The organism is Methanohalophilus sp. WG1-DM (assembly GCF_004104135.1).
Classification (GTDB): Archaea; Halobacteriota; Methanosarcinia; order Methanosarcinales; family Methanosarcinaceae; genus Methanohalophilus; species Methanohalophilus euhalobius.
The window spans coordinates 19,759-44,740 of sequence record NZ_RRBA01000006.1; the positions used below are offsets into that span (position 1 = coordinate 19,759).

29 protein-coding genes, 1 tRNA gene and 1 other RNA gene are annotated in these 24,982 nt (G+C 43.4%); 7 read left to right on the forward strand and 24 right to left on the reverse strand.

What is annotated here, in order from left to right:
- Window positions 1–31: 31 nt before the first annotated feature.
- Window positions 32–877 carry a DMT family transporter gene (locus tag CI957_RS05605; RefSeq protein ID WP_096712265.1) on the reverse strand — a complete coding sequence of 282 codons (846 nt, stop codon included), beginning with the start codon at window positions 875–877 and terminating at the stop codon, window positions 32–34.
- 103 nt (window positions 878–980) lie between these two features.
- Window positions 981–1,289, reverse strand: a complete 309-nt coding sequence (locus CI957_RS05610; protein ID WP_241645949.1) for a uroporphyrinogen decarboxylase family protein — start codon at window positions 1,287–1,289, stop codon at window positions 981–983.
- 94 nt (window positions 1,290–1,383) lie between these two features.
- Here CI957_RS05610 and CI957_RS10625 point away from each other — a divergent pair, with 94 nt between their 5' ends.
- Window positions 1,384–1,542 (forward strand): hypothetical protein, encoded by a 159-nt coding sequence (locus tag CI957_RS10625; protein ID WP_164909039.1) that lies wholly within the window; start codon window positions 1,384–1,386, stop codon window positions 1,540–1,542.
- 429 nt (window positions 1,543–1,971) lie between these two features.
- Here CI957_RS10625 and CI957_RS05615 read toward each other — a convergent pair.
- The 5 genes from CI957_RS05615 to CI957_RS05635 form a co-directional block, all read right to left on the reverse strand.
- Window positions 1,972–2,043 (reverse strand) — tRNA-Thr (locus CI957_RS05615).
- A gap of 62 nt (window positions 2,044–2,105) precedes the next feature.
- Window positions 2,106–3,101, reverse strand: coding sequence for a class I SAM-dependent methyltransferase family protein (locus CI957_RS05620; protein ID WP_128754418.1), 996 nt, complete (start codon window positions 3,099–3,101; stop codon window positions 2,106–2,108).
- Window positions 3,102–3,105: 4 nt separating this feature from the next.
- Window positions 3,106–3,717 carry a LysE family transporter gene (locus CI957_RS05625; RefSeq protein WP_096712286.1) on the reverse strand — a complete coding sequence of 204 codons (612 nt, stop codon included), beginning with the start codon at window positions 3,715–3,717 and terminating at the stop codon, window positions 3,106–3,108.
- Between the two features lie 49 nt (window positions 3,718–3,766).
- Entirely contained in the window at window positions 3,767–4,780 is a 1,014-nt protein-coding gene (locus CI957_RS05630) for a transcription initiation factor IIB (protein ID WP_072359502.1), read from the reverse strand.
- 47 nt (window positions 4,781–4,827) lie between these two features.
- Window positions 4,828–5,088, reverse strand: coding sequence for an H/ACA ribonucleoprotein complex subunit GAR1 (locus tag CI957_RS05635; RefSeq protein ID WP_164909040.1), 261 nt, complete (start codon window positions 5,086–5,088; stop codon window positions 4,828–4,830).
- Window positions 5,089–5,348: 260 nt separating this feature from the next.
- Here CI957_RS05635 and ppdK point away from each other — a divergent pair, with 260 nt between their 5' ends.
- The gene (gene ppdK / locus CI957_RS05640) at window positions 5,349–8,021 is read left to right on the forward strand and encodes a pyruvate, phosphate dikinase (RefSeq protein ID WP_096712261.1); all 2,673 of its coding nucleotides are present in this window, start codon (window positions 5,349–5,351) and stop codon (window positions 8,019–8,021) included.
- A 16-nt stretch (window positions 8,022–8,037) separates the two neighbouring features.
- On the opposite strand, the gene CI957_RS05645 is transcribed toward ppdK, so the two are convergent.
- The 5 genes from CI957_RS05645 to dph5 form a co-directional block, all read right to left on the reverse strand.
- Window positions 8,038–8,931 (reverse strand): carbohydrate kinase family protein, encoded by an 894-nt coding sequence (locus CI957_RS05645; protein WP_128754419.1) that lies wholly within the window; start codon window positions 8,929–8,931, stop codon window positions 8,038–8,040.
- A gap of 13 nt (window positions 8,932–8,944) precedes the next feature.
- On the reverse strand, window positions 8,945–9,289 hold the full coding sequence (locus CI957_RS05650; RefSeq protein WP_096712259.1) for a DUF555 domain-containing protein: 345 nt from the start codon (window positions 9,287–9,289) through the stop codon (window positions 8,945–8,947).
- A 161-nt stretch (window positions 9,290–9,450) separates the two neighbouring features.
- Window positions 9,451–9,732: a DUF357 domain-containing protein gene (locus tag CI957_RS05655; protein ID WP_096712258.1), complete on the reverse strand. Its 282-nt coding sequence runs from the start codon at window positions 9,730–9,732 to the stop codon at window positions 9,451–9,453.
- Window positions 9,733–9,742: 10 nt separating this feature from the next.
- Window positions 9,743–11,365 carry an ATP-binding protein gene (locus CI957_RS05660; RefSeq protein ID WP_096712257.1) on the reverse strand — a complete coding sequence of 541 codons (1,623 nt, stop codon included), beginning with the start codon at window positions 11,363–11,365 and terminating at the stop codon, window positions 9,743–9,745.
- 45 nt (window positions 11,366–11,410) lie between these two features.
- Window positions 11,411–12,217, reverse strand: coding sequence for a diphthine synthase (dph5, locus tag CI957_RS05665; RefSeq protein WP_096712256.1), 807 nt, complete (start codon window positions 12,215–12,217; stop codon window positions 11,411–11,413).
- Between the two features lie 142 nt (window positions 12,218–12,359).
- Here dph5 and thsA point away from each other — a divergent pair, with 142 nt between their 5' ends.
- Window positions 12,360–13,988 (forward strand): thermosome subunit alpha, encoded by a 1,629-nt coding sequence (gene thsA, locus CI957_RS05670; protein ID WP_096712255.1) that lies wholly within the window; start codon window positions 12,360–12,362, stop codon window positions 13,986–13,988.
- 24 nt (window positions 13,989–14,012) lie between these two features.
- Here thsA and CI957_RS05675 read toward each other — a convergent pair whose 3' ends face one another.
- From CI957_RS05675 to CI957_RS05690, 4 genes are all read right to left on the reverse strand, one after another.
- On the reverse strand, window positions 14,013–14,591 hold the full coding sequence (locus CI957_RS05675; protein WP_096712254.1) for a DUF2119 domain-containing protein: 579 nt from the start codon (window positions 14,589–14,591) through the stop codon (window positions 14,013–14,015).
- A gap of 7 nt (window positions 14,592–14,598) precedes the next feature.
- Window positions 14,599–15,255 carry an SAM-dependent methyltransferase gene (locus tag CI957_RS05680; RefSeq protein ID WP_096712285.1) on the reverse strand — a complete coding sequence of 219 codons (657 nt, stop codon included), beginning with the start codon at window positions 15,253–15,255 and terminating at the stop codon, window positions 14,599–14,601.
- Between the two features lie 110 nt (window positions 15,256–15,365).
- A complete protein-coding gene (locus CI957_RS05685) occupies window positions 15,366–16,451 on the reverse strand; it encodes an NADH:flavin oxidoreductase (RefSeq protein WP_096712253.1) in 1,086 nt (361 codons plus the stop codon).
- A gap of 39 nt (window positions 16,452–16,490) precedes the next feature.
- Window positions 16,491–17,144, reverse strand: coding sequence for a cytochrome c biogenesis protein (locus tag CI957_RS05690; RefSeq protein WP_128754460.1), 654 nt, complete (start codon window positions 17,142–17,144; stop codon window positions 16,491–16,493).
- 266 nt (window positions 17,145–17,410) lie between these two features.
- On the opposite strand from CI957_RS05690, the gene CI957_RS05695 reads away from it, so the two are divergent.
- Window positions 17,411–17,722, forward strand: a complete 312-nt coding sequence (locus CI957_RS05695) for a hypothetical protein (RefSeq protein WP_128754420.1) — start codon at window positions 17,411–17,413, stop codon at window positions 17,720–17,722.
- Between the two features lie 22 nt (window positions 17,723–17,744).
- Here CI957_RS05695 and CI957_RS05700 read toward each other — a convergent pair whose 3' ends face one another.
- The 4 genes from CI957_RS05700 to CI957_RS05715 all read right to left on the reverse strand — a co-directional run bounded on the left by CI957_RS05700 (window position 17,745) and on the right by CI957_RS05715 (window position 20,062).
- Window positions 17,745–18,032, reverse strand: coding sequence for a type II toxin-antitoxin system RelE/ParE family toxin (locus CI957_RS05700; RefSeq protein ID WP_342764918.1), 288 nt, complete (start codon window positions 18,030–18,032; stop codon window positions 17,745–17,747).
- Window positions 17,995–18,216, reverse strand: coding sequence for a hypothetical protein (locus CI957_RS05705; RefSeq protein ID WP_128754422.1), 222 nt, complete (start codon window positions 18,214–18,216; stop codon window positions 17,995–17,997). Before CI957_RS05705 ends, CI957_RS05700 begins: the two co-directional genes overlap by 38 nt.
- Before the next feature lie 455 nt (window positions 18,217–18,671).
- On the reverse strand, window positions 18,672–19,346 hold the full coding sequence (locus tag CI957_RS05710) for a heme exporter protein CcmB (RefSeq protein WP_128754423.1): 675 nt from the start codon (window positions 19,344–19,346) through the stop codon (window positions 18,672–18,674).
- Window positions 19,340–20,062 carry an ABC transporter ATP-binding protein gene (locus CI957_RS05715; protein WP_241645953.1) on the reverse strand — a complete coding sequence of 241 codons (723 nt, stop codon included), beginning with the start codon at window positions 20,060–20,062 and terminating at the stop codon, window positions 19,340–19,342. Before CI957_RS05715 ends, CI957_RS05710 begins: the two co-directional genes overlap by 7 nt.
- A 102-nt stretch (window positions 20,063–20,164) precedes the next feature.
- Here CI957_RS05715 and CI957_RS05720 point away from each other — a divergent pair, with 102 nt between their 5' ends.
- The 3 genes from CI957_RS05720 to rnpB all read left to right on the forward strand — a co-directional run bounded on the left by CI957_RS05720 (window position 20,165) and on the right by rnpB (window position 21,526).
- Window positions 20,165–20,602: a universal stress protein gene (locus tag CI957_RS05720; RefSeq protein ID WP_096712251.1), complete on the forward strand. Its 438-nt coding sequence runs from the start codon at window positions 20,165–20,167 to the stop codon at window positions 20,600–20,602.
- 119 nt (window positions 20,603–20,721) lie between these two features.
- A complete protein-coding gene (gene msrB / locus CI957_RS05725; protein WP_128754424.1) occupies window positions 20,722–21,120 on the forward strand; it encodes a peptide-methionine (R)-S-oxide reductase MsrB in 399 nt (132 codons plus the stop codon).
- A gap of 60 nt (window positions 21,121–21,180) precedes the next feature.
- Window positions 21,181–21,526, forward strand: an RNA gene (gene rnpB, locus CI957_RS05730) — RNase P RNA component.
- On the opposite strand, the gene CI957_RS05735 is transcribed toward rnpB, so the two are convergent.
- The 4 genes from CI957_RS05735 to CI957_RS05750 form a co-directional block, all read right to left on the reverse strand.
- Window positions 21,525–22,160, reverse strand: coding sequence for a DUF116 domain-containing protein (locus CI957_RS05735; RefSeq protein ID WP_096712249.1), 636 nt, complete (start codon window positions 22,158–22,160; stop codon window positions 21,525–21,527). The genes rnpB and CI957_RS05735 overlap by 2 nt on opposite strands.
- Window positions 22,141–22,788 (reverse strand): DUF116 domain-containing protein, encoded by a 648-nt coding sequence (locus CI957_RS05740; RefSeq protein WP_128754425.1) that lies wholly within the window; start codon window positions 22,786–22,788, stop codon window positions 22,141–22,143. The genes CI957_RS05735 and CI957_RS05740 overlap by 20 nt, the downstream gene beginning before the upstream one ends.
- 79 nt (window positions 22,789–22,867) lie before the next feature.
- Window positions 22,868–24,124, reverse strand: coding sequence for a (Fe-S)-binding protein (locus CI957_RS05745; protein WP_128754426.1), 1,257 nt, complete (start codon window positions 24,122–24,124; stop codon window positions 22,868–22,870).
- Window position 24,125: 1 nt separating this feature from the next.
- Window positions 24,126–24,902 carry a disulfide reductase gene (locus CI957_RS05750; protein WP_128754427.1) on the reverse strand — a complete coding sequence of 259 codons (777 nt, stop codon included), beginning with the start codon at window positions 24,900–24,902 and terminating at the stop codon, window positions 24,126–24,128.
- Window positions 24,903–24,982: the final 80 nt, after the last annotated feature.

The following is a 24,982-nucleotide window of genomic DNA, read 5'->3' on the forward strand; positions in this document are numbered from 1 at the left end:
ACTTATCTAATAAGTTCACAGGACCCTGCCGTCAGATCGAAATCAGCACAATAGCCACCAGGGCAGTTGCTACTCCTATCCATTGTTTCTGAGCAAGTTTTTCCTTCAGTATGAACCAGGCCAAAAGTACTGTGCCTGCAGGATAGAGGGAAGATGTGATTGATGCAATATCCAGCCTGCCGGTCTGGGAAGCAAGAGCATAGAAGGCATTTCCCCCGGTATCAAAAATTCCTGCCACAAGGATTACAGGCAAAACACTGCGCCCGGGCATCTCTACCGGGCCGGACAGGGCGATGAACACAAGCAAGACCCCCACAGCCGCAATTCTGGCAGCAGTAAGGGGCCACAAAACCGCCGTTTCACTTACAAGATCTATTATAATAAAAAAAAGACCAAAACCCAAACCTGCTGTAAGAGGCAGATACAGGTCTTTTTTCTGCACTTTGATTCCGTCACTGTCTGCGGCTATCAGCCATACAGCAATCAGGGCAACCACAAAACCCAGCAGTTTATGGACTTGCGGCAAACCCTCAAAAATAGTAGCATATATTACCGGCACACCCGCAGCCACAACCGCTGACACAGGGGCAACAAAGCCCATTTTACCAAGGGAGAGGCCTTTGTAAAGGGACAGCAGAGCAATACTGATGAAAATGCCTGCAAGTACTCCCCATATGATACCATCAAACGGCGGAAACGTCTCTCCGAGTAAGTATGCAGAACCTGCAAGGAGAAACACGCCAACTGCCTGGGTAATCAGGACCACAGCATAGACATTTGCCTTCTTTGAAGCAAATCCTCCGCTAAAGTCACCGGCTCCCCAGGAAGCGGCAGAAATAAGCCCAAAAAACACGACTAGGAATTCAGCAGGAATCATTTGTTTGCTCCACAGTTAATAGTGTATCCTAAACAATAACGCCGACAAGTATAAAGGTCTTATTAAGAATGCTACAAAATCAAATAAGAAAAAGAAGGAAAAATTATATGTAACTTCCATACATTTCGGCGGCATCCATCATTGCCATAACCTTTATAGGTGGAGCATCCAACGGGAATTCACAACCCGGAGCCAGTATATAACCGCCCGGTGAATCAATACCTTCTTCGATGTTTTCCCGGCAGAGTTCCAGAACTTCCTCGTAGGTACTGTTCAGGAACAGTGGCGGATTGATATTACCACATATAACATCATAATCACCAAATGCATCGATTTGGTTCTTGATAGGAGTCTCCGGGCCAAAAAGCCATACATATTTGACAAAGAAGATTATGGATACCAGCAATTTCACTTCGGTTAATTATTCTATATTTACTATTGCTCTTTAACGATCATGAAAAAAGAAGATATAAAATGAATCCCCATTTTTGTTGGGGGACTTACAGATGGGAATTGAAAACTATAATATTGAGAAATATATTCCAGACGACTTTTTGTCAACAGCATGGGCGGTGGAACATGTAAATATAAAACTTGCAGCAGGGCTTATTCTACTTGTTCTCTATGCTATTTTTCTAACAAGATGGTTGGGAGGTCTTCAATAAGTTCATAGGATTTACTTTTTATTTTCAAATAAAAAGTAGCATCAATAGTTATCTTTGAATTTTTTTGATAACATAGTTATTACTTTGAAATAAGATCAGTCTACTAGGGGTTGTAAATCCTGCATACCAAATTCCAGCAGTATTAACACCTAATATTTTCATAAGTTCTAACATCTCCTAGATAGGAGATAAAACAATATACAAAAGATAGAGAGGATTATGAGATATTAGTGAGAAGAAGGAAAAAAGGCAAACATACCTATAAGACCGGCTTCTTGGGAAAAAGAATGATTTACTTTTCTCAGGAAAATTAAATTTATCAGTTATTCTCTCAACAGACTTCAATTTGTTTTGAGTATCGTACAGTACAAACACTGTTCCACCTCTTTTGACCACTCAAAAAAGGTGGGATTTGAACAAAAGTGCGATAGCCGTCGGGGGGATTCGAACCCCCGGCCTGCTGATTACGAATCAGCCGCTATACCACTAAGCCACGACGGCACACCGAGGCGTATCCAGATACGGATATTAGGATTTAACCATTTCGCTATTTTGCCTGCATATCAATCAATCCGCACATCGATACATATATTGTACTGATGCGGGGCATACGAACGGACCGAGCGGGTTTCCAGTACTTCAAATTCCCTGTCTGCTTTTTTTGCAGCCTCCTCGATCAGGCAAAGAGAGGGACCAAAAAGGGCATCCTCATGCGCCATTGCATAATAATGGATTATACCTCCGGGTTTGGTCAGGGCCACGGCCTCATTGACAAAATCACAGGCATTATGGGGCAGGTTCATGATCACATGATCTGCTACCTGACCCAGCCTCTGCGGAAGGTCACGGGCGTCTGCCACAAAGGCTTCAACATTATCCAGCCGGTTGAGTTCGATGTTTTTTAGCAGGTACTCAACTGCGTGCGGATTTTTATCAATTGCATACACATAACCACATTTTTTGGCCGCCGGGATACTGTATGGACCCACCCCTGCAAACATATCCACAACTACATCATCCGATTTCAACTGCAAAACCACCCGTTGTCTTTCTGTGGAAAGCCTGGGAGTGAAATAAACCTTCGCGACATCCACCAGATACCTGTATCCATGATCCCGGTGAACCGTCTCGGTCCTGTCTTCTCCTGCAACCAGTCTGAAACTGCGTACCCGAAATTCTCCTGTGATCCCTGCTTTTTCCTGTAAAACCACACGCAGACTCTTTCGAAATTCCAGAAGGGCCTGGGCAACCTTTTCAGGTTCCTCTTCATCGCCGTCAAGAATTGCAATATCCCCCACTATTTCAAAAGAGGGAGAAAAACCAAGTAAATTTTCGGGAGTGATCTGTTTCTTATTGGGTTGCAGGTCATGTTTGACCAGTTCTGCCACGTGGGGAAGATTTGAACAGACATCTTCCGGACACTCGTCCATAACAGGCACATACAGACAGTCATCATCCGCAGACAGCCTGTATGAATTATCCAGTAAATCCATCTCCGCCAGTGCCTGCCTGACAGGCTCACCAAACCGTTTTTTCACTTTTACACACAAACGTTCCATCAAATCACCCCAGGGCAAACCAGGTACCAAATCCCATCAGGAAAAGGCCGCAACATGCAAGGACACTCCTATATACAGTTCCCGAAAAGAAACTTCTCGTCTTGCTAAGAGATGTGGAAACAAAGGTAAACCATCCAAGGTCAGCCATCCAGTGTCCGACTACAAACATCACAGCAGCAAATATACCTATCTCCAACCCCTTGAGCACAAGTGCACTTCCTGCAGCCAGCCACCATACCCAGAAATAAGGATTGGAAGCTGAAGTTAGTAGACCTGCAGAAACAGGGTTTGCCAGAACTCCACCAGATAACCCTGAATCAATAGATGTATTCCGGGACTGTATTATCGTAAGTAAACCAAATACAACAAGAACCATACCCCCTACAAAGGATATAACGGACATTTCCGCATCCCCTATAAGCGATGTAAGGCCCAGCACAATAAGAATACAAATTAAAAGTTCAATCAAAGCATGGCCAAGGACAACTTCAGGCCCTGCCCTCCATCCTTTTTTCAAAGACCCTTCAATGGTGGCAAAAAGCATCGGGCCTGGCACAAGCGCTCCTGTAAGACCTACTGCGAATCCCACAAGCAGCATGTCCAGTATTGCAAGCATGGATAGGGAAGAAAAGAAGTTGAAGGATATTAAAAGGTATCCTTCAAAATCAGAGGATAATCTCGATATCGAGTTCCTCTGCAAGTTCCTTGTAGCGGTTACGGATAGTAACCTCTGTCACACCTGCCACGTCTGCAACCTCACGCTGTGTGCGGCGTTCCCCACACAGGATAGAGGCAATATAAATAGCCGCAGCAGCAACACCTGTAGGCCCACGTCCGCTTGTTAATTCTTTCTCCGATGCCTGCCTCAGGATTTCTACACCGCGGGATTGTACCTCGCCTTTCAGGCTTAGGCCCGAACAGAACCTGGGCACATAATCTATCGGGGAAGTAGGCATTAGTTTGAGGGACAATTCCCTTGAAATGAAACGGTATGTCCTACCAATTTCTTTCCTGCTGACCCTGGATACTTCTCCTATCTCATCCAGTGTCCTTGGAACACTGCACTGCCTGCATGCCGCATACAGAGCAGCTGCGGCAACACCTTCAATACTGCGACCACGAATCAGGTTCTTGTCAACCGCTTTTCTGTAAACAACAGCTGCTGTTTCACGAACCGTCCTGGGGAGACCAAGGGCTGAGGCCATCCTGTCAAGTTCTGAAAGAGCAAATGCCAGGTTTCGTTCAGTTGCATTGCTTACACGGATACGCCTCTGCCATTTTCTCAAACGATACAGTTGGGCACGATTCTTGGATGATATGGACTTTCCATAAGAATCACGGTTCCTCCAATCGATCATTGTGGAGAGACCCTTATCATGTATCGTGTAGGTCATCGGCGCACCCACACGGGAGCGCTTCATCCTCTGGTCATGGTCAAAAGCCCGCCACTCAGGTCCCTCATCTACAAAATCAGCATCGACTACTAAACCACAATCCGCACATACAAGCTCTGCACGTTCGTAATCCTGTTCAAGATTGCGGCTACCACATTCAGGGCACTCCAGTGCCTTATTCTCTACATCAGTATTCTTTTCCTTCTCCCGACGTGCTTTTATCATAGCACGCATTTTTTCTCGTTCGGAAGTGTCTGAATACCTTACCCTTTCAACTTCTACCATGTATTGGACCTCTGATTAAAATCACGGAATAAAAATGTAAACATTTATTATTTGACATACACTTTTTCCCGAATCCAGCTTTTTATCTTCGAATCCGGCACGTCACTAAAAATTTTGACTACAACATAAGGATGGGCGGTCGGACCTATTATATCGGAAACTTTGCCAATTTTTGCGACCTTCTTGTCCAGAACTGCCGACCCTTTCCTGGGCAAATCCTTTATATTACAGAAAGACATGCTTTCGGAGCCTTTTACTATAAGCTTCCTGCCACCTATCAGGTGGGACACTACTCCAAGCCTTTTCATATGCATTTTTCCATAATATAAGATAATTTGGATGTATAAATTAGATTAAATTGATTATATATAAATGTATCGCAATACCTTTAATAGGAATCTATGCCATTCCCGGGCACAAAATAAGGATTTAAACAAAATTAATACACCTGGAATTATTTCATTTTTGCTTCAAAATATGATGCATCGTTAAACCTTAATATAAAATGAACTATTGTGTCATCTACTAACAAACAGGACCCTACATATAATCAAGAATCTATATTTCCATGGGAGGAAAGTTAGTGGCAGATGAAAAATTTGTTTATTTTTTTGGAAATAATAAAACCGAAGGAAAAAACAGCATGAAAGATTTGCTGGGTGGTAAAGGCGCAAACCTTGCCGAAATGGCAAACCTGGGTATTCCGGTACCTCCAGGCTTTACAATTACCACCGAAGTGTGTGTGTTCTATACGAAATACAATCAATATCCATCCGGAATGCTTGATGAGGTGGATCGGGCTTTACAAAATCTCGAAAAAGCAAATAACAAACAATTTGGTGATCCGGACAATCCCCTTCTCCTTTCTGTTCGCTCCGGAGCACGGGTTTCAATGCCTGGAATGATGGATACTGTTCTCAATCTCGGCCTAAACGACAGAACTGTCACAGGACTTGCAAAAAAGACATCTAACGAGCGTTTTGCTTATGACAGTTACAGAAGATTCCTGACAATGTTCGCAGATGTTGTACTTGGAATACCTACTGAAAATTTTGAAAAGGTAATAGAATCCCGGAAAAAAGAGCTGGATGTAGAACTGGATACCGAACTGGACACGGATTCTCTCAAATACCTGGTCGAAAAATTCAAAGCAATAATAAAGGACAATACAGGGAAAGAGTTTCCACAGGATCCCAGAAAACAACTCCAGATGGCTATCGATGCTGTATTCAATTCCTGGAACAACCAGAGAGCAATAAAATACCGCCGCCTGAATAATATACCTGACAATTGGGGTACTGCTGTAAACGTACAGAGCATGGTTTATGGAAACATGGGTGAAAAATCCGGAACAGGTGTGGCATTCACACGTGACCCTGCTACCGGTGAAAAATGCTTCTTTGGCGAATTCCTCACAAATGCCCAGGGAGAAGACGTAGTTGCAGGAATACGCACCCCACAACCCATCGAAGCACTCCAGGACAGCATGCCTGAGGTCTATGATAAACTGGTGGAGATCTACAGGAAACTGGAGAATCATTTCCGGGACATGCAGGACATTGAGTTTACCATCCAGGAAGGTAACCTTTACATGCTCCAGACAAGAACCGGTAAACGGACTGCAAAAGCAGCTATCAAAATAGCCGTGGATATGGAAAAAGAAGGCCTCATTGATAAAGAAATCGCAGTATCACGTATCGAAGCTTCACAGATTGATAAAGTCCTCCATCCAATGATAGATCCTGATGCAAACCTCGATGTAATTGCTACAGGATTACCGGCATCCCCAGGTGCAGCAGTCGGAAAGGTTGTATTCACAGCAGAGGAAGCCGAAGAAAAATCCAAGGAAGGAAAACAGACTATTCTTGTACGTACCGAAACCTCACCGGAGGATATCGGAGGAATGGCAGCTTCTGAAGGTGTACTTACTGTTCGTGGAGGAATGACATCCCACGCAGCAGTTGTTGCCAGAGGAATGGGTAAACCATGTGTTGCTGGTTGTGGCGAAATTACAATCGATATGGACAAAAAAGAATTCACCAACGGGAAGGTTACTGTAAAAAAAGGAGACTATGTAACCATCGACGGCAGTACAGGAGAAGTCATACTGGGAGAAGTCAAACTCATTTCCCCTGAACTGAGTGGTGAACTTGATACCATTCTGAGATGGGCTGACAAGATCAGATCCATAAATATCAGATCCAATGCCGATACTCCTCATGATGCAACAGTCGCAAGGGAATTCGGAGCTGAAGGGATTGGCCTTTGCCGTACAGAGCATATGTTTTTTGGCGAGGAAAGAATCCCTGTTGTTCGTGAAATGATAATGGCAGAAAGCAGTCAGGAAAGGAAAAAGGCACTTGAAAAATTGCTTCCCATGCAAAAGGAAGACTTTACCGGCATATTCCGTGCAATGGAAGGCTATCCTGTTACAATCAGATTGCTTGACCCTCCACTTCACGAGTTTCTGCCCAACCATGAGGAACTCACGGAAAAACTACGCGAACTGAAAAATAAAGGCGCCAAACAATCAGAGATAGCTGAAGTAAACAGACTGATAGGTGGAGTAGAATCACTCAAAGAAGTCAATCCGATGCTTGGCCACCGTGGATGCCGTCTTGGCATTACTTATCCGGAAGTGTACGAGATGCAGGTCAAAGCTATTATTGAAGCAGCATGTGACCTGAAAAAGGAAGGACTTGAAATTGTACCTGAAATAATGATCCCACTGGTCAGCCATGTCAATGAACTCAAGGTAATCAAGGAAACAGTGAAATCGGCTGCACAGGAAGTAATGGATTGTAACGGTTCAACCATTGATTATCTGGTTGGAACCATGATAGAATTACCAAGAGCAGCCCTTACTGCAGACCGTATCGCTGAAGAGGCCGAATTCTTCTCCTTTGGTACTAATGATCTTACCCAGACAACCTTCGGTTTCAGCAGAGATGATGCAGGTAAGTTCCTCCCATCCTATATAGAGAACAATATACTGGAGCAGGACCCATTCGCAGTACTTGATCAGGAAGGGGTCGGAGAGCTTGTCAAGATCGGTATTGAGAAAGGAAGAAACACAAATAGTAAACTCAAAATAGGTATTTGTGGGGAACACGGCGGAGAACCGGCTTCTGTAAAATATGGCCATAACGTAGGACTCAATTATGTAAGTTGCTCACCATTCCGCGTTCCCATTGCAAGACTGGCAGCAGCCCAGGCCGTGATCGAAAACAAAAATAAGTAAAACAAAAAAGAAGAGATCAGAGGGGCAATGCTCCAAAGTTCTCTTCATATCTTTTTTTCATAGCACCCCATGTTGGCAGATTGGTCTGGCATCCAACACATTCCACTTCAAATGAAGCAACTGTTGAACCTATTTTGCCACATACCTCAAAGGGTAGGCCTTTCCTGAAAGCCAAAAGGAATCCCGCTCTGTAACCATCTCCCGCCCCGGTGGGATCCACAGCTTTTACGGCCACGACAGGAATATCGATCTTTTTATTTTTATGATAAATCTTACTTCCACTGGAATCACAGGTAACTACAATAGTTGAAATGGATTGTTTCAGATCATCAAAAGACCTTCCCGTCATCTCTTTTACACGCTTGAGCTCATGGATATTGGCAAAGAGAATATCCGTATTATCCAGTATCGTAATCAGATGCTCTTTTGAGTAAGTAACCAAATCCTGGCCAGGATCAAATGAAACAAACTCTGATTTCTGGGCCACCCGGGCACTGAAACTTGCCTCAGAAGGTGCCAGATGGACAAAATCCAGCGCTGGAGTTTCCATATCCGGCAACTTTGAAGATGAACCCCAGTAAAAGTAGGATGATTGGTTATGATTTGGGTCAGTATAGACAAAAGCTTTGGTACTTTCCTCACCTTCTATATGATAAAGGAGAGAAAGATCAACACCCAGATTATCCAGATGTTGCTCATAGCCGCTTGTGGAAAAATCATCCCCTACAGCAGCAACCAGACGGGAATTACCGCCCAACTGCGCCATTGCTGCGGCAATATTGGAACCACCCCCTCCGAAAAGCACTTTGTAGCTTGTTATCGGATAGGATTCATTGGGTGAAGCGATATGTTCTACTTCAAAAATATAATCCAATGCCGCATGTCCTACAACATCCATGGGTCCCGACATTAGACCTCCCACTTCATCTGACAAATTCTTCGACATCTATTACAGTAAGAGGTACATCCCTCAAGGTCCTTCCGATGACCGATTTGGCAATACGGGAAGCATGTTCGTCACTTTCAGCATCAAAAACTTTCATTTCCAGGATAAGGCCGACTATACCGGTATTTGCTGCTATGAAAACACTACTAAAAGGTTCATTACAGGCAGGACAGAAAGTAGAACCCACATCAACTTCAACAAAATCAAGTTTGGGATTGAGCCTCTTTCCGGCTTCAGCAATTGCTACACCAATGGCATCATCTGCGCTTTTCACATCCCTTACCAACCAGGCGGCTTCAAGGGTTACATGATAACTCGGCATACTTTTCGTCTCCAGGTTTAAAACTTCTACATTCTCTCAAATTAAAACATCGCCATCAAAACTAATAAGCACAAATAGTATATTAAGCAATAAACTCAGTCATATTCGTTTCACTTATATTAATTCTCTGCTTAAACCGAATTTGAATAAGGTATGGCAGATCATATTGTAAATAACACATCATCATCCACATCAAAAATCCCGAGCTTTGCACCGGCATCCAGCCAGGCATGTCCATAACTGAAACATACAAGGGCATTTACCGGATCCCCAATCTTAATAAAATGAAGACCGTCATTATAATAGGATTGAGCCATATCCACGTAATCATCTGCTACTTTCATCAAATGGGAATTGGCCTTGGGAGCAGGTTGTGCAAGTTCCAGAGCTTTTTTAAGCAATTTTTCATATCGTCCAACTTTCTCATTCAAATCCGCTGCCATTTATAACACCTTATTTACTTTCAGAGCCAAACAGCTTATTGAAAAGACCTCCGCTATCTTTCTTGGGATTGCGGCTTGGTTTCCTTTTAGGTGGCGGGGATTGGGATTTCTTTTCGTTTACAGGTTCTGTTTTGGACTCTTTTTTGGTACCGGGAGATATTTTACGGGAGGATTTATTGAGAATTTTCACAGATTCCCCACCATGCCTGGATTTCCTGGCACGTATATCCACAAGAATCGGGCGTTCAATATCATTGCTCACCAGCATCGCAATCCCGGGTGGCAGGCGTAACAATTCTTCTTCTACATAGGAATTCACACCCTCCAGACCTTTACTGATGGATTTAAGGTCATTTGGATTGGTAATTTTCAATATAATCTGGCTTCCACACTGTGAAAGTACATTTTTATCAACCCTTGCAGGCCTCTGGGAGATAACCAGCATCCCCAAACCAAACTTTCGCCCTTCTGAGGCTATTGTGCGGAGAATTTCGGAACTGGAACTCTTGCTATACCCTCTTTCAGGAGCAAAATTATGGGCTTCTTCCACAACCAGCATTCCCGGAGGAATCGTGCCAAGTTTGCGAGCTTCAAAAAGAGTATCACAGAGCTGGGCCACAATCATTGTCTGTATATGAGGAGGGACCCCTTTCAGGTCAATGATCGAAGCCTTTCCATCCTGCATTAATTCTTCAACCGGAGTAGGTTGAGGGGAAAGTATATCCAGCTGGTTAATGTCTTCAAGTAAATTAATTACATTCCAGCGGGCCTTGCTTTCATTATTACTGACCTCCCTGATTATATCATCAAGGAAATAGGTTTCCACATCAGCACGTAACCTGTGTACAGCTTCATAGAGAATACCGGAATGGGTACTGTTAAAATTATCAGGAAATAAAGTCATCAGTTCACTGGGAGTAAGATTAACCCCGTTTAACCTGAAAAGATGATCAGCATTTGGATTAATTGATTTATCGGCAGGAGTATAAACCTGTATCCTGGAGCCGTATCCTTTGGATTTTATACCGTATTTTTTTAGGTCACCTTCATTTCCACTGGCTGATTCTTTAAGGGAAGAATACTCACTATGAGGATCAATTATCAACATGGGCACATTATGATCAAGTAATTCTTCAAGAATTACTCCGGCAGTGTAAGACTTACCACTACCGGTTTTTGCAAGGATGCTACAATGTTTCTGTACAAGACTGTTCACATTAAGATGTACAGGAATACCGGTACCTTCAAGCAATCCAATATACATGTCATCTCCCACAAGACCCAGTGTATCTCTAATAAGTGTATCATCTGCCAGATAGACCTGATCCCCGGGACTGAAAGGACTCATAGGTGCCCTTAAAAGACCACGATCATCCCTGCTTCCTATTATTGTGGCAGAGGCCACTATACGGTCATCATTTCGATCTTTCCTCTGCCCTTTTTTGGCTTCTTCCAGAGAATATTTTTCACTGGAGCGCACAATTGACATTACCTGTGCAAGTATCCAGCCATCGGTCTCATGCCATATTTTGACATAATGCCCTCTCAGAACTGCCGTACTGTCCGATATCAGGAACTTGAAATTAAGAGTTCCTGTTTCACCAAATATGACTCCTACTGAACCACGTACCATATTATACTCTCACCAGTAAACAATTTTCACTCAAAATACTTCAAATTAATTTATGTCTCCTTCTTCAAGGATAGATTCAGGTGCATCCGCTAGTTTAATAAGGGATTCTGCCTCGACAAAATGCAGATCTGCCGGAATAACTACAATATGCAGGGGAGAACCAAAATCACAACTTTCGAGATTTTCAGCAAAATCTGCCCTTACAATAGGTTTCTCAGAACCTGCATTTGCAATACCCACAGCTATTGAACCTTTTATGAGATTTTCACCTCTTTTTTCATCTACCTGAAGCAAGAGCTCAATTCCCTGATTAACCGTCATATAACCCTTATCCATATCAATATCAAGAAATACAGCCGTATGCAGACCCATCTGTCTGTTGTGTAGAATAGTATCATAGGGAGTTTCAGAAATAATTGTATTTCCCCGGGTGCTCGTGTATGGATAAGGAATGGTTGCTGCTTTGCCAAACCTGTAATTCTGGAGGCCAGTCAGACCACAGATAGCAGAGACTATGGAAGCGCCGTGGATCAAACAGGTTTCAATGCCCATCTCCATTGCTCTGAGCCGGATATCTACATGAGTAGTGGATACCATCGTGTCCCCGCCTGTCAGAAAAGCTATATTGATCTCTTTTGCTTCTTCAAGCCACCAGGGATCTTGCTCTACTTCCTGCCTGTCAAGAACGTGTATTTCCCTGCCATACAGGTTTTCCATCTTTTCTTTATCCGCACCCATCAATCGGGAAGTATAAAATTCCACATACACCTTACCGGCATTTTTTATAACTTCAAGCCCCTTTACAGAAACATCCTTTTCATCAAATAACCCAAGTCCGACAAAATAAAGCATAGGCTTTATAAGACCCCGCTCTATATATTAAAGGTTTTGAAAAGGCTAGCAATAGCAGAGAGTTACTGCGAAACGTATTTATAGAACCATAGACAGTTAGATTTCTTTATATACAGATTATTCATCAGGAGGTTCAACATCAATGCCAGGACATTATGGCGGACAACCCGCCTACATCGTGAATCCCCGCACCGAACACAAGCAGGGAAAGGATGCTTTATCCGTAAACATCGCCGCGGCAAAGGCAGTAGCAAACATTGTTAAGACTACCCTTGGACCCAAGGGCATGGACAAAATGATGGTAAACTCCATTGGAGACATAGTCCTCACCAACGACGGGGCCATGATCCTCAAGGGAATGGATATCGAGCATCCAACTGCCAAAATGATCGTAGAGGTTGCCCGTACCCAGGAAGAGATTGCAGGTGACGGTACAACCAGTGCAGTTGTGACTGCAGGTACATTACTTGACAAAGCATCCGATCTTATAGAAGAAGGTGTACACGCACGTGTTCTTGTAAGAGGATTCGAAAATGCATCTGAAAAAGCTCTGGAAATTCTCAATGAATTTGCCATAGATGTATCCGAAGGAAACAGGGAAGCTCTTGAAAAAATCGCCAGCACTTCTATGTCAGGAAAAGCTTCCGAAACAAACAAGGAGATACTTGCAGCACTTTGTGTGGATGCAATCCTGCAGATTAGCAAAAAGGGAAGTGTCAATGTAGACAACGACATAATCCTCAGACAGGAACCCGGAAAAAGTGTCAGTGAAACAGAGATCCTCGATGGCATAATGCTCAACAAGTACAGGGTACACCCTGGTATGCCAAAAACTGTAAAGGATGCAAAGATCGCTATTATAGACACACCTCTTGAAACCCAGAAAACATCAAACACATCCAAATTACAAATTAGCAATGCTGATGAAATGCAACAATTCCTTGCCCGTGAAGAGGATGATTTCAAACAGATGGCTGACCATGTCATCAAAACCGGGGCAAACGTCGTAATATGCTCCAAGAATATCGGCGACAAGGTAGCACATTACTTGCAAAAGAGCGGTGTTATGGGTATCCGCAGAGTCAGTGATGATGATATCAGGAACCTGTCCTATGCAACAGGTGCAAAAATCGTGAAAAAGGTCTTTGATCTCAGTGAAGAGGACCTGGGACATGCAGGCGAAGTCGGAGAAGAAGGAGAGTCCACCGTTGCCAAGATATTCATAAAGAAATGTGAAAATACAAAGGTAATTACCATTCTGCTTCGTGGAAGTACCGAGCATGTCACGGACAATCTGGAAAGAGCCTTTGATGACGCACTCCATGTTATCAACTCAGTCTTTGAGGATGGCAAGATTGTGGCAGGTGGCGGTGCAGCAGAAGTGGAAATTGCCCAGAGACTGCGCAATTATGCTTCATCCATAGGTGGCAGGGAACAACTTGCAATCACTGCATTTGCCGATGCTGTAGAATCCATACCCATGGCTATTGCTGAAAACGGTGGAATGGACGCGACATCCGTAATCCTGAAACTGCGTAATGCACATGTCAAAAATCCCAATATCGGATTGGACATCTACAGCGGCGATTATCTTGACATGGTTGAAAAAGGAATAGTGGATCCCCTTCGTGTAAAAACCCAAACTATAAGGTCTGCTTCAGAAGTTGCAACCATGATCCTGAGGATCGACGACATGATGAGGGCACAGAAAAAAGATATGATGGATGTCAAACCCGAACATAATGTCCATAACTACAACAGGCCTTTCTAAATGGCCGTCTGGCCTGTGATATATTCACAGGCCATAAAACTTTTTGTAATTTTCAATTGCCTTAAGAACCGCAGATGGATATTCTTTATTCAAAAAGGCTATAAAATCATCCCGACCCCTACACTCTTTCATCCTATCAAGCATATGCAGTGCAAGTTCATATGATGCAGGATTTTCCCTTTGCACCTCCAGAGATAAGCAGAGGGCCTCTTTGGGGAAATGTAGCCTGATGTGAGGAGACACCGAACCAAGTAGCAGGCCTTCTTCCAGCACACTGTAAGGAGGGACACCTATTCTGGAAATACGATCCCCTCCGGCAAGTTTATGAAAATTCTGCTTTGAATAGGAATGAATCTCAATATATATCTCAGGCGCATAATTGTTCACAAAAACAGGAATATTAGAACCGGGACCTTTGTAGTAGCCATCCTGAAGAGTAGAGAGATAGCGACCCCGGTCAACAAGGGGCAACAGAAAAAGAGAACCCGACAATGGAGGGTTCAACTCCAGCAGAAGGTTGGAAGTGTCTTTCCACTCACCACCATGCATCCCTGCAGCAAAAAACCTGTAAGGCCTGCCTTTACCATAAACCTTGAGCAACATAAGTTCCTCATGTCTTTTTTGCCACTACGTAAAATTCCCTCTGGGCAGAATCCAGGACTTCCAGGACTTCGATTCCCAGTGATTTAATATTTTCAACCAGGTGTTTTTTATTTCTTCCCCTGCCCAGTTTAATTACCTGAAAAATCATTCCACCTTTCTTGAGAAGGGGGAGTACCTTGCCGAGGGCCTCTATCGAAGCCTCGGGCTCAAGAGTCATATCAGTAAGCAATACGTCAAAGGGACTTCCAGGTATTTTAGATGTCGGCATCGTAAATACATCATCAAAGATTATGGTAATATTTGGGTTTTCATAGGCCAGTCTCCCTAGTTCTGAGCGAAAATGGCGGCTGTATTCAATTCCTACTACGTTCGCACCGAGTTCACAAGCAAACATCAGGAAGCCCCCAGCACTGGAACCCAGGTCCAATACACGGTCGCCTTCTTTGATTAAATCGAATTTTTCCTGTATGTTACGAAGTTTAAAATATCCCCGCGGTTTATCCAGCCCTTCATCGACTTCTATTTCATTGAACTCGGACACTTCACGGGAAGATTTCGTTGTGACGTTGCCATCAACTTTCACATGCCCTTCACTTATTGCCTTCTTAGCCCTTCCCCGGGAACTGAAAAAGCCAGTTTCTATAAGATATACATCAAGTCGCATGAGATACAAGATGTACAACGCCCTATATATAGGGTAAGTTGACCTGCACGGGAACTAAGCATGTTTATGCCCGGAAATATTTCTTTTGCTTTAAAAGAATGATCCTGGCATTAGAGGCCAAAATCATAATTGCATCTAATGCCACCTTTATCAAAACAACGGTTACATGAAACACAGCGCGCCCCTTCTGTTCCGTTCTCCAGTTTTTTCACAAGGTCTGGTTCACTGATGAACGGACGACTCATGGAGACCATATCCGCATAAACCCTGAGGACTTCATCCATAACGGCTCTTGTACGGATACCGCCCACCAGTATTACGGGTATACTTACAGTATCTTTTATCATCTTGGCATAACGTCTGAAGTAGGCTTCCTTTTCCTCTGAATCAACCCCGGGCTGGGACATCACAGAACCAGCCTCGACAATTCCACCACTTACCTCTATGGCACATACTCCCGCTTTTTCAAGAAGGGCAGCAATTTCCACGCATTCAGGTGCATCCAGGCTAATGTGACCAGAATATATATCAAAACCATCGGTTGCATTCAGTTTGACCATTACAGGAAAATCAGGAGAGACATCCTCCCGGATACGGCGCACTATCTCGGTGATTATACGTGTACGGTTTTCCACAGAACCACCCCATTTATCTTCACGCCTGTTGGTATAGGGCGAGATAAAACTACTCAGCAAAAAGCCATGGGCACAGTGCAGTTGTACCCCGTCAAAACCTGCCTCCATTGCCCTGCGGCTAGCATTAGCAAAATCATCAATGGTTTCCAGGATCTCTTCTTCTGTCATTGCCCTTGGAAGTTTACCTGTGGAACTGTCTTCAACCGCTGAAGGAGCAAGCAGAGGATAACCGTGCTGTGTCATTGATTGTCGTCCCCCATGTACAATCTGGAGAACGATTTTACTCTCATAGGAATGAACTCTTTCAACAATCTTCCTGTAAGGGCCTATAAAACGGTCATCATAGATACCCTGCTGCAAACCATCGCTTTTACCAGCAGGATTTACGTAAGAATATCCCGTTACAATAAGCCCAACCTCATTTTTGGCCAGCTCTTCATAGATATCCCCTATAGCTGCTGTGGGTGTGCCGTCTTCCTCTGCCAGCCATTCATGGGTTGCTGAGCGTACAAATCTGTTCGGGATGGATAAACCTTCAATATTGATCGGATCGAATAGCATATTTCAATATTCATGCCCGCAGGGGCATATATGCTTTACTCAACGGCCTTTAGCAATTTCCAGTTCTCTTCCAAGCTTTTCATTTTGATACTTAAAAGAAGTAAGGCTTATAAATGACATCACAAATGCCAGCATGTTGAGAAGGAGCACAAGGAGTAAGGAAGAGCCTTCAAGCCCGCCTCCCTCCTGACCATAAAGAGAGCCTCCAAACATCAGGGGATGGGCACTTCTCCAGATGCGAATGGAAAGAAAACTCAAAGGCACCGATACAAAGGCCACAATCCCGAAAACCGCAGATAACCGGGCCCTTTTAAGAGGGTCATCCAAGGCTGTCCTGAGCATGAGATAGCCTACATACACAAGAAAAAGCACAAGGGATGTTGTCAGACGGGGCTCCCACACCCAGTACCAGCCCCATATAGCTTTTGCCCAGATGGAACCGGTGGCAAGCACAAGGAATGCAAATATGACACCTACTTCTGCAGCAGAAAGGGACAACATATCCCATTTATCGTTATTGTCACGCAGATAAAGGATACTCGAAACAAAGACTACAAAAAAGGCCAGGTAAGCCACAATTGCAATCGGCATATGGAAATAGAATATATTGAAACTGGAATCCAGTACATTACCTGCCGGATCTTTCATGACCGGCAGATAGAAAAAAATGGCCCCAAATGCTACAACAAGCATCAGGGCTGTGAACAGGTAAAATGGTTTGGAATATTTTTCCCACTGCAACTAACATCACCGGTTTGTAAGGGTTATTTCAGATGTCTGCATGACTATGGAACTCACTGTATATTAATCCAAGTACCTGATTAGTGCATTCAAAAGTGGAGAGGTGCCCTATGTCACCCAGGTGTTCCTGACGATAGAAAGCGAACTGTTGAATATGACGTTGTTCATGGGGTCCAATGGTGTGCTGACATGCTTTCCCAAACTTCCACAAATTCAGCATGAGAGAGGAGCAGAGCATCCGAATATCAAATGAAGAATTTAGTCGCTGGCATTTTGTAGGTCCTGTAGATGAACGTTCCAGGCCAGACCATGTGGCCATACTTGGCAGTGTCTATGAATATAGAACAGAACAATCCGATTATGCTCTCAGATTGCTTGATAAACCGAATTGCAGTCATCGACAAGTGACATACTTCAATGACCCTGAACTTGACACGTGGCCTGAGTTTTTTGAAAAGGAAAAACAGAAAGTTGTTTTGAGACACGATGACGATAAAGAAAAGTGGGTGTTTGATAAGGAACACCCATAAAAACCACAAAGTGAGTAAGATATCAAAGCCACTTATAACCTTTCCCACGAATTATTACTTCAGTAACCTCTATGAGGTCACCTTCAATAGAAAAAATAGCTCTATAATCCCCAATACGCAATCGGTATAAATCCCGTCTTCCCTTTGTGCCTTTCAGTTTTTTGACATCGCGGGTCAAAGGATTGGATTCTAATTGCCTTAATCCTTTAATCAATCGTTGTTGTGTTTTGCTGTCCTGTGCGTCCAAATATTTCCGTACTTGGGTGTGTATTTTAATCTTGTAGTTCATTAAGCTCACTCTCATAATCATCGAGTGAGACAAACTGATCTTTTTCTTCCAGACGTCTGTACATCCGATCCATAAATTCTTCTTTATCGATCGAATCCATTATGCGTGTAAGAATATCGCTATAGGTCTCCCCCTTATTACCATAGCCTTTCAGCCTGTCCCGAATTGATTTTGTTGTGGGAATTGTTGTTGCTTCTGTACTCATCTTGTTCAACTCCTTCCATTTTTTATTCTGGTTATTTTCTGTTTATTATTTTATTATTTCTGGTCTTTTTGTGACTAGAAGCAATCAGTTATATTTATTTAATACTATTTATATCTAACTATAAGTTTCATATTATAACTTATAATTACTTATAATGCTAATTTTTAACTTTCCATTTAATACTGCTCTATGTTGAATTTCCGGTATGAAAGTCCAATCCACTGTTCTATCTAAAGCACAAAAGAAGGCTATTTTCACGAATATTCCGACCTCTATCACTGTCAACGGTGAGGAAGTCACTGCATCGAATGTCTGGCCAAGCAGGAACGTGAATATCCTGCAATCAGTCAAAACATTTCCAATGAGGTAGCATGCGAGCATCAGACTATCATGCTGGCCACCACACTGTCTCTCAAGGGTCTCTACAAACTCGAAGATGAAAACTCTGCAGATTATTAATCCTCTACGACATACTCAAAAACCAGCATTGAAACTGCAAAGAAGACAAAATCATAGACTACCAGCAGTCGGATAGATCCCACTAAAGACAGTATGTCCTCACCCCTCAAAAGACCCGAAGTAGCCGAGACAGCAGGGATGATCACCGGCAGGGAAAGAGGCAAAAGGAGAACCGGAAGCAGCATTTCCCCTGCACGGGCTCGTATAACAAGAGCAGATATCAGACACCCAACCACTACAAAGCCAAAAGATCCCAGTAATATGACAATACCAACCCAGATAATTGCAGTAAACTGGTAATTAAAGAGGACAGAAAACATTGGGATAGTAATTATTTCTACCAGTAGCATCAGCAAGAATACAAAGATGACCTTGGAGAGGTAAATTGAATTGCGGGGTATGGGACACATTTTCAGGGCATCCATACAACTGTTCTGGACCTCTGTAGCAAAGGTACGGTTTAGACCCAGCGTCCCTGCAAATATGAAACATATCCAGAGCACACCCGAAGCCACCGTTGCAGTTTTGCTGGCAGAAGACAACAGATCAGAAAAAGCAATACTAAAGATAATAAGGACCAATAAAGAAAAAACAACCATCGAAATAAATATTTCTCTGGCCCTGCTTTCAATTTTCAGATCCTTAAAGGCTATATTCAGGCCCTTTAGCATTTAAATTGCCCTCCAGAAGAAGAACAGATGGCTTCGGCAAAATTACGGGCATTTGGGTCGTTAGCCGCCACATCATGAACAATATTCCCGGCCTCCATAATTAACAGGCGACTGCACAGACGAAATGCCTTATCCAGATCATGAGTTACCATTATCTTAGTCACAGCCGGGTTTTCCATAAGGAGGTTTTCCATAAGTGAAGATGCATTCATATCAAGGCCAGTATAAGGTTCATCAAGTAATAGCAAGGAAGGGTCATGGATAATGGCCCTTGCAAAGGACAAACGTTGTTTCATTCCTCTTGAGAAATTTTTAACAGGGTCTTCGGCCCTTTTCCACAGACCGACTTTCCTGATAAGATAATCACACCTCTCAGCAAGAGCAGCATGTTCCATACCATACAGTTTCCCAAAAAACAAAAGGTTTTCACGAGCTGTCAGGTTGTCATACAGGAAAGTATCATGGGAAAGCATTCCTATTCTATCCTGTACATCCTCCCTGTCATTACCTTTTGTTCCAAAGATTTGCAATGTACCTTTGGTAGGAGAGAGCAGAGAGGTAAAAATTTTCAAAAGGCTAGATTTACCTGCCCCATTGGGGCCGATAATTGCAATAAACTCACCTTCTTCCACACGCAGGTTAATTCCATTTAGAGCATGTAGGCAACCGTAATCCCGGAAAATACCCTCTGCAACAAGAATCGTTTCGCCCATCATGGATTAAATGATAGTAGCCATAAATTAAGATTGTGATATATTGGCAAATACAACCAAAAGGAATATAGCATAATAATCAGAAGATATTATGGGGGTATATTGATGAGTACGAAAATTGAAAAGATAATGATCGCCACCGACGGGTCTGAGAATGTAAAGAATGCAGTTAACTGGGGTATTGAACTTGCAAAAGCAACCGGTGCAAAGGTCAAGGCAGTCTATGTTTTGCCACCTGTAAGTGTATCCATCACAACCCGCGGAGAAAGGTGGGCCGATTCATTGCGCAATCATCTTAAGGATGAAGGAAAAAGTGCAACTGAATACGTTGTTGATACCGGGAAGAAGGCAGATGTCGATGTAGAACCCATAATAATAGAGGGCAATCCTGCAGATAGCATCGTCAAATTTGCCACGGAAAACGGGATAGACCTCATAGTAATGGGAACACTTGGTAGGACAGGTATCAGTCATCTTTTGCTTGGCAGTGTGGCAGAAAATGTGGTAAGACATTCCAAAACACAGGTATTGGTCGTACCCTAAGGCATCAGGCAAACGATTATATAGCCCAAACACAATGTTAGTATGATTGCGAACGGTTGATTCAATCCTACCAAACATTCTCCATCCAGCCGTTTGCAATATTTTTATGAGGGGTTAATATGTCCGAAAACTTGATCCAAATTTCAGAAGAGGAATGGAGAAGCCGTTTATCTACAGAACAGTTTCGTGTCCTCAGAAAAAAAGGAACAGAAGCACCTTTTAGTGGCAAGTACAATGATTTTTATGAAAAAGGTATCTACTCCTGTGCCGGATGTGGTCAGGATCTATTCTCTTCCTCCACAAAGTACGATGCAGGCACCGGCTGGCCAAGCTTCTGGGAAGCAATATCAGAAGACAACATTGAAAGAATACCTGACTATTCCCTGGGAATGAAACGCATCGAAGTGATATGCAGCCGTTGTGGAGGGCACTTGGGCCATGTTTTTGATGATGGACCGGCCCCTACCGGAGAGCATTTTTGCATAGACTCGATTTCCCTGAATTTCAATCCTGAATAAGAAAATAAAAAAGCCATTGCGATAAGTATTTCTACATATCCGATGAATTAAGGGCCTTGTGAGAGAGGGAGGGCAGTTTCCGGGCCTTCTGGTCTGAGGAAAGTCTCCCCACCTTCCGGACACGCGAATACCTGTAAAGGGTATCGGGCGAGAGCCCGGGCAGCCGGGAAACCGGCTCTTGCGGTTTTACCGCATGATGGCACAGAAACGATACCGGCCTGCGTTAAAGCAATGATATGAAAAATTGAGGTCGCGCAGGGTACGGATGGAACGGCGAATCCTCGCGGGTGCAAGTCGAAATGGGATCAAAGTTGTTGTTCGGACAACCTCCGTTTTGGTGTGACGCTTAGCCGAATACTGCCAATGCATCTTTGCATCAACAGAAGGGAGCTTACTCCCCTCACTCACACACTATTGCCAGCAGGACCGAATTCCTCAAGAATACCTGCAATTTTTTCGTAACTTATAGAGGTATTATAACAACCATCACTTTCAAGAGGGACACCATAAGCAATAACGTTTTTACCTCGTAGAAAACGCATGCCCTTGTTAATCTCATAATTACAACCAACAACCAGAATTCCGTCTGCAGGCTTTTCTTTCAATACATGCTTCACAAATGAGGAGCCTGTTATAATGTAGAAACGATAACCATACTTTTGTGCATCCCTTTTTAGCTGCCCAACTATACATCTGCCACATTCCTTGCATTGTATACCATACCGCGACGAGTAAGCAGGACAGTCCAGAAAACGCATACAATGTGGTAAAAGCATAATCCTGTTACGAGTCCTTCCAAAAGCATGGTAATGAGCAATGTTCTTCAGGGAAACCATCCAGCTGTCCAGAATACGGGGATCAGACAATTTGCAAAAGAAATATTTGATAGGCAGGTAGAATAAATCAAGTACCCATGCAAAAATACCTGCAAGACGTACATGCCGATTAAGGCTGATGCGGCTGACAAAAAGAGCAAAGCTACTCAATAAGACAGATATTGCCACGGCTCCTATCAGCACTTTACCTATCAGATCGTACATTACATGCCTCCATTTTCTCAATTACAGCCTCGACGTCCACTTCTGTTTCAAAACAACCATCTTTTAAGAGGCAGATTCCCTGTACTGGCATAAATGAAACTTCTTCCATAGCTTCTGCAAGTTCAGTATAACAGGCCACTCCGATACATGAAGTAGGATGATAGTTTTTTATGATTTTCTTTATGAAACTTCCCCCGGGTATCACAAAAGCGCGGAAGCCACGCTTTTCAGCTACTGCACTGATATAACCAATGGAACAAAGGCCGCATCGCCGACATTCATAACCATGAATCGGATCACAACGTGCAGGACATTGGGCATGCCTTAGACATTGAGGCAGGAATACAACACGTAAACCGGAACTGTTACTAAATTCATCCAGCATTACAGCATTGCGCACTTCGATCAGAATCTCATCAACCAGAGTATCCCTGATACGGAACGCTCTGCATATCCATTTGGCCGGAGTATAGAACATATAGAGAATGAAAAGGACAAAACTTGGGAAAATTATGTGCCTTTTCCTGAAACTGTAAGCACCTACTATAAGTGCCAACAATATCCCTGTCAAAGCCAGAATTATCAGGTATATGAATATCCTGCCTAAAAACTCATAGGGAATTTGCATAGCAGCAACAAGACGTAACTGATAATTTATGTAGGTTTCTAAAAAAAGAAAATAAAAGGGGTATAACCCCTTGAGTTGATTATCTTGCCTGATCTTCACAATCAGAAAGATCGATACCAAGAGCCTCAGCAGTTAGCACTATAATATCTTCAACTTCCAGATTGTCTGCCTTGACAGAATCCCTACCATCACAAAGATTTCTCTTACAGAATGGACAGGCACTGGAAAGAATATCCGGATTCTTGGCAAGAGCATCTTCAACCCTTGTCTCGGCAACACCAAGTGCAAGATCAGGAATACCTGCTTTGACACCACCGCCTGCTCCACAGCAGCGCTGGTTATCTTTTATACGATCCATTTCAATAAAGTTCAGACCGGGGATACTGCGCAATACCTTACGTGGTGGTTCGAAGACCCCAACATGACGTCCCAGGTGACATGGGTCGTGGTAGGTAATTGTCTTATTATCAAAGGGCTGTTTCCAGTTGATCTTGCCTTCATCGATGAGTTTGTCGAGGAACTCGGTGATGTGAATTACCTCGAATGGGAGTTCTTCACCAAGCAACCTTGGCCAATCCACAAGGGCCGTCCTGTAGCAACCCGCGCAAGCGAAAAGTACCTTGGTAGCACCCTTTGCCTTGATAGCGTCAACATTTTTACGGGCAGACTTTCTGGAAATGTCTTCAATTTCATACTGACCGGTTCTTACAAGAGCGGAATTACAGCACTGTTCATCCTCACCGAGCATGGTGAATGGAATATCCAGATGATTCAGTACACGTGCGGTTGCAAAAGCAAGCTTCTTCTGCCTCAGTTCAGCAGTACAACCACCAAAATAGAGAATATCTGCTTTATCTTCTATTTTCACATCATCAGGAACCCAGCTGAGACGTTCCTTGGGATCTGCCATGTATGGGTTGCCATATTCCCCTATAAGCTTGACAAACATGGGCTGTTTACCAACAGGACCATTGCCACGTTTTACTAGATTGGCGCGCATTGCTTCCCAGAGTTCAACGGTATTGATGCCGGATTCACAAACTGTAGCACACATTGCACAGGTGGTACATCCGTAGACATCTTCCTTGAATTGTTCAATTTCTTCCTCTGGAACCTGTTTGGGTCCAAAGAGCCTGGCACGCAGACCATAGGATTTCTTCATATATTCCTGCCAGCGTAGAATCTTGTCCCTGGGTGCAAGACCGGGTTTTTTGCCTGATGCATCATATGTCGGGCACCACTGTACACATTCGCCACAACGTGTACAGGAATCGATTTCCATAAGCTGGACAGCTGTAAGGTTTTCCGTTGTAATAGACGGATTATCACGTACCATTTTATTCGCCTCCCTTGTTGGCCAAAATAGTAAGAGGTGTTGCAATCATGTGGATGTATTTGCTGTATGGGATGTAAGCAATACAGAAGAGCAGGGAGATTATCACGTGGAACAGTGCAGCTGGTGGAGCATAGGGATATTCAATACCAAAGCCCCAGAAAGTGCCATTCCTGATACCATCAGCAATAAACCCTGTGACAGTAATGAGGGTCAGTCCACCAAGCAGTATGGAATCATATGCAATGGTAGCTTCACGCATTCTTGGAATAAAGAGCCTTCTTGCGATTGCAATTATTATACCTGTAAGCAGAATGTAACTGAACAGGTCATTAATTGGACCGAGGAATTCTCGGAAGACTGCAGGTTCAGGCCCAATTCCCAGGTGTGCCATGTGGAGTAATTCCACAAGGAACATGAGAAGAGACATAATAAAAAGGGCCATCCAGCCTACAAAAATGGTAATGTGCATGAACCACCGGAGGGGACTGCGGCGCATTATACGACGCTGCAATAGAATATCAAGTACAAGAGTTACAATGATATTCTGCCCATGACCATGCCCATCCTCACTCAGCTGATAGGCCAGTGTTTTAGGGAGAGTAAAGATGCTGCCTTTGGAAGGTTTTTGTCCGTAACCTTCAGCACCTAATCCCCATTTTTTCAGATTTATATACATTCCATAGAGGAATATCACAATCGCTATAATGGCCAGTATCATGACCTGCACGAATGTGATCCTCATAGCATCGGATATGCCAGCATAATATTCCATAGCCATAAATTTTATCTCCTGATACCATTTTAAAAGATATTTTACAAAAATTATTAGCAGTAGTAATATAAGATGGTTTATTGGTG

Coding starts and splice junctions, on each gene's coding strand:
- CI957_RS05625 (WP_096712286.1), bottom strand. CDS start 3,717: ATGCTTGCAATACTGGACATGCTGCTTGTGGGATTCGCAGTAGGTCTT.
- msrB (WP_128754424.1), top strand. CDS start 20,722: ATGTCCGAAAACTTGATCCAAATTTCAGAAGAGGAATGGAGAAGCCGT.
- CI957_RS05685 (WP_096712253.1), bottom strand. CDS start 16,451: ATGCTATTCGATCCGATCAATATTGAAGGTTTATCCATCCCGAACAGA.
- CI957_RS05645 (WP_128754419.1), bottom strand. CDS start 8,931: ATGTCGGGACCCATGGATGTTGTAGGACATGCGGCATTGGATTATATT.
- CI957_RS05705 (WP_128754422.1), bottom strand. CDS start 18,216: ATGAGTACAGAAGCAACAACAATTCCCACAACAAAATCAATTCGGGAC.
- CI957_RS10625 (WP_164909039.1), top strand. CDS start 1,384: ATGGGAATTGAAAACTATAATATTGAGAAATATATTCCAGACGACTTT.
- CI957_RS05660 (WP_096712257.1), bottom strand. CDS start 11,365: ATGGTACGTGGTTCAGTAGGAGTCATATTTGGTGAAACAGGAACTCTT.
- CI957_RS05735 (WP_096712249.1), bottom strand. CDS start 22,160: ATGTACGATCTGATAGGTAAAGTGCTGATAGGAGCCGTGGCAATATCT.
- CI957_RS05680 (WP_096712285.1), bottom strand. CDS start 15,255: ATGCGACTTGATGTATATCTTATAGAAACTGGCTTTTTCAGTTCCCGG.
- CI957_RS05700 (WP_342764918.1), bottom strand. CDS start 18,032: ATGATTATGAGAGTGAGCTTAATGAACTACAAGATTAAAATACACACC.
- CI957_RS05655 (WP_096712258.1), bottom strand. CDS start 9,732: ATGGCAGCGGATTTGAATGAGAAAGTTGGACGATATGAAAAATTGCTT.
- CI957_RS05675 (WP_096712254.1), bottom strand. CDS start 14,591: ATGTTGCTCAAGGTTTATGGTAAAGGCAGGCCTTACAGGTTTTTTGCT.
- CI957_RS05695 (WP_128754420.1), top strand. CDS start 17,411: ATGAGAGAGGAGCAGAGCATCCGAATATCAAATGAAGAATTTAGTCGC.
- CI957_RS05650 (WP_096712259.1), bottom strand. CDS start 9,289: ATGCCGAGTTATCATGTAACCCTTGAAGCCGCCTGGTTGGTAAGGGAT.
- CI957_RS05740 (WP_128754425.1), bottom strand. CDS start 22,788: ATGCAAATTCCCTATGAGTTTTTAGGCAGGATATTCATATACCTGATA.
- CI957_RS05690 (WP_128754460.1), bottom strand. CDS start 17,144: ATGCTTGTTGTAGCATTTGGGGCCATTTTTTTCTATCTGCCGGTCATG.
- CI957_RS05630 (WP_072359502.1), bottom strand. CDS start 4,780: ATGGTAGAAGTTGAAAGGGTAAGGTATTCAGACACTTCCGAACGAGAA.
- dph5 (WP_096712256.1), bottom strand. CDS start 12,217: ATGCTTTATTTTGTCGGACTTGGGTTATTTGATGAAAAGGATGTTTCT.
- CI957_RS05715 (WP_241645953.1), bottom strand. CDS start 20,062: ATGATGGGCGAAACGATTCTTGTTGCAGAGGGTATTTTCCGGGATTAC.
- CI957_RS05745 (WP_128754426.1), bottom strand. CDS start 24,124: ATGGTACGTGATAATCCGTCTATTACAACGGAAAACCTTACAGCTGTC.
- thsA (WP_096712255.1), top strand. CDS start 12,360: ATGCCAGGACATTATGGCGGACAACCCGCCTACATCGTGAATCCCCGC.
- CI957_RS05750 (WP_128754427.1), bottom strand. CDS start 24,902: ATGGCTATGGAATATTATGCTGGCATATCCGATGCTATGAGGATCACA.
- ppdK (WP_096712261.1), top strand. CDS start 5,349: ATGGGAGGAAAGTTAGTGGCAGATGAAAAATTTGTTTATTTTTTTGGA.
- CI957_RS05605 (WP_096712265.1), bottom strand. CDS start 877: ATGATTCCTGCTGAATTCCTAGTCGTGTTTTTTGGGCTTATTTCTGCC.
- CI957_RS05620 (WP_128754418.1), bottom strand. CDS start 3,101: ATGGAACGTTTGTGTGTAAAAGTGAAAAAACGGTTTGGTGAGCCTGTC.
- CI957_RS05635 (WP_164909040.1), bottom strand. CDS start 5,088: ATGAAAAGGCTTGGAGTAGTGTCCCACCTGATAGGTGGCAGGAAGCTT.
- CI957_RS05720 (WP_096712251.1), top strand. CDS start 20,165: ATGAGTACGAAAATTGAAAAGATAATGATCGCCACCGACGGGTCTGAG.
- CI957_RS05710 (WP_128754423.1), bottom strand. CDS start 19,346: ATGCTAAAGGGCCTGAATATAGCCTTTAAGGATCTGAAAATTGAAAGC.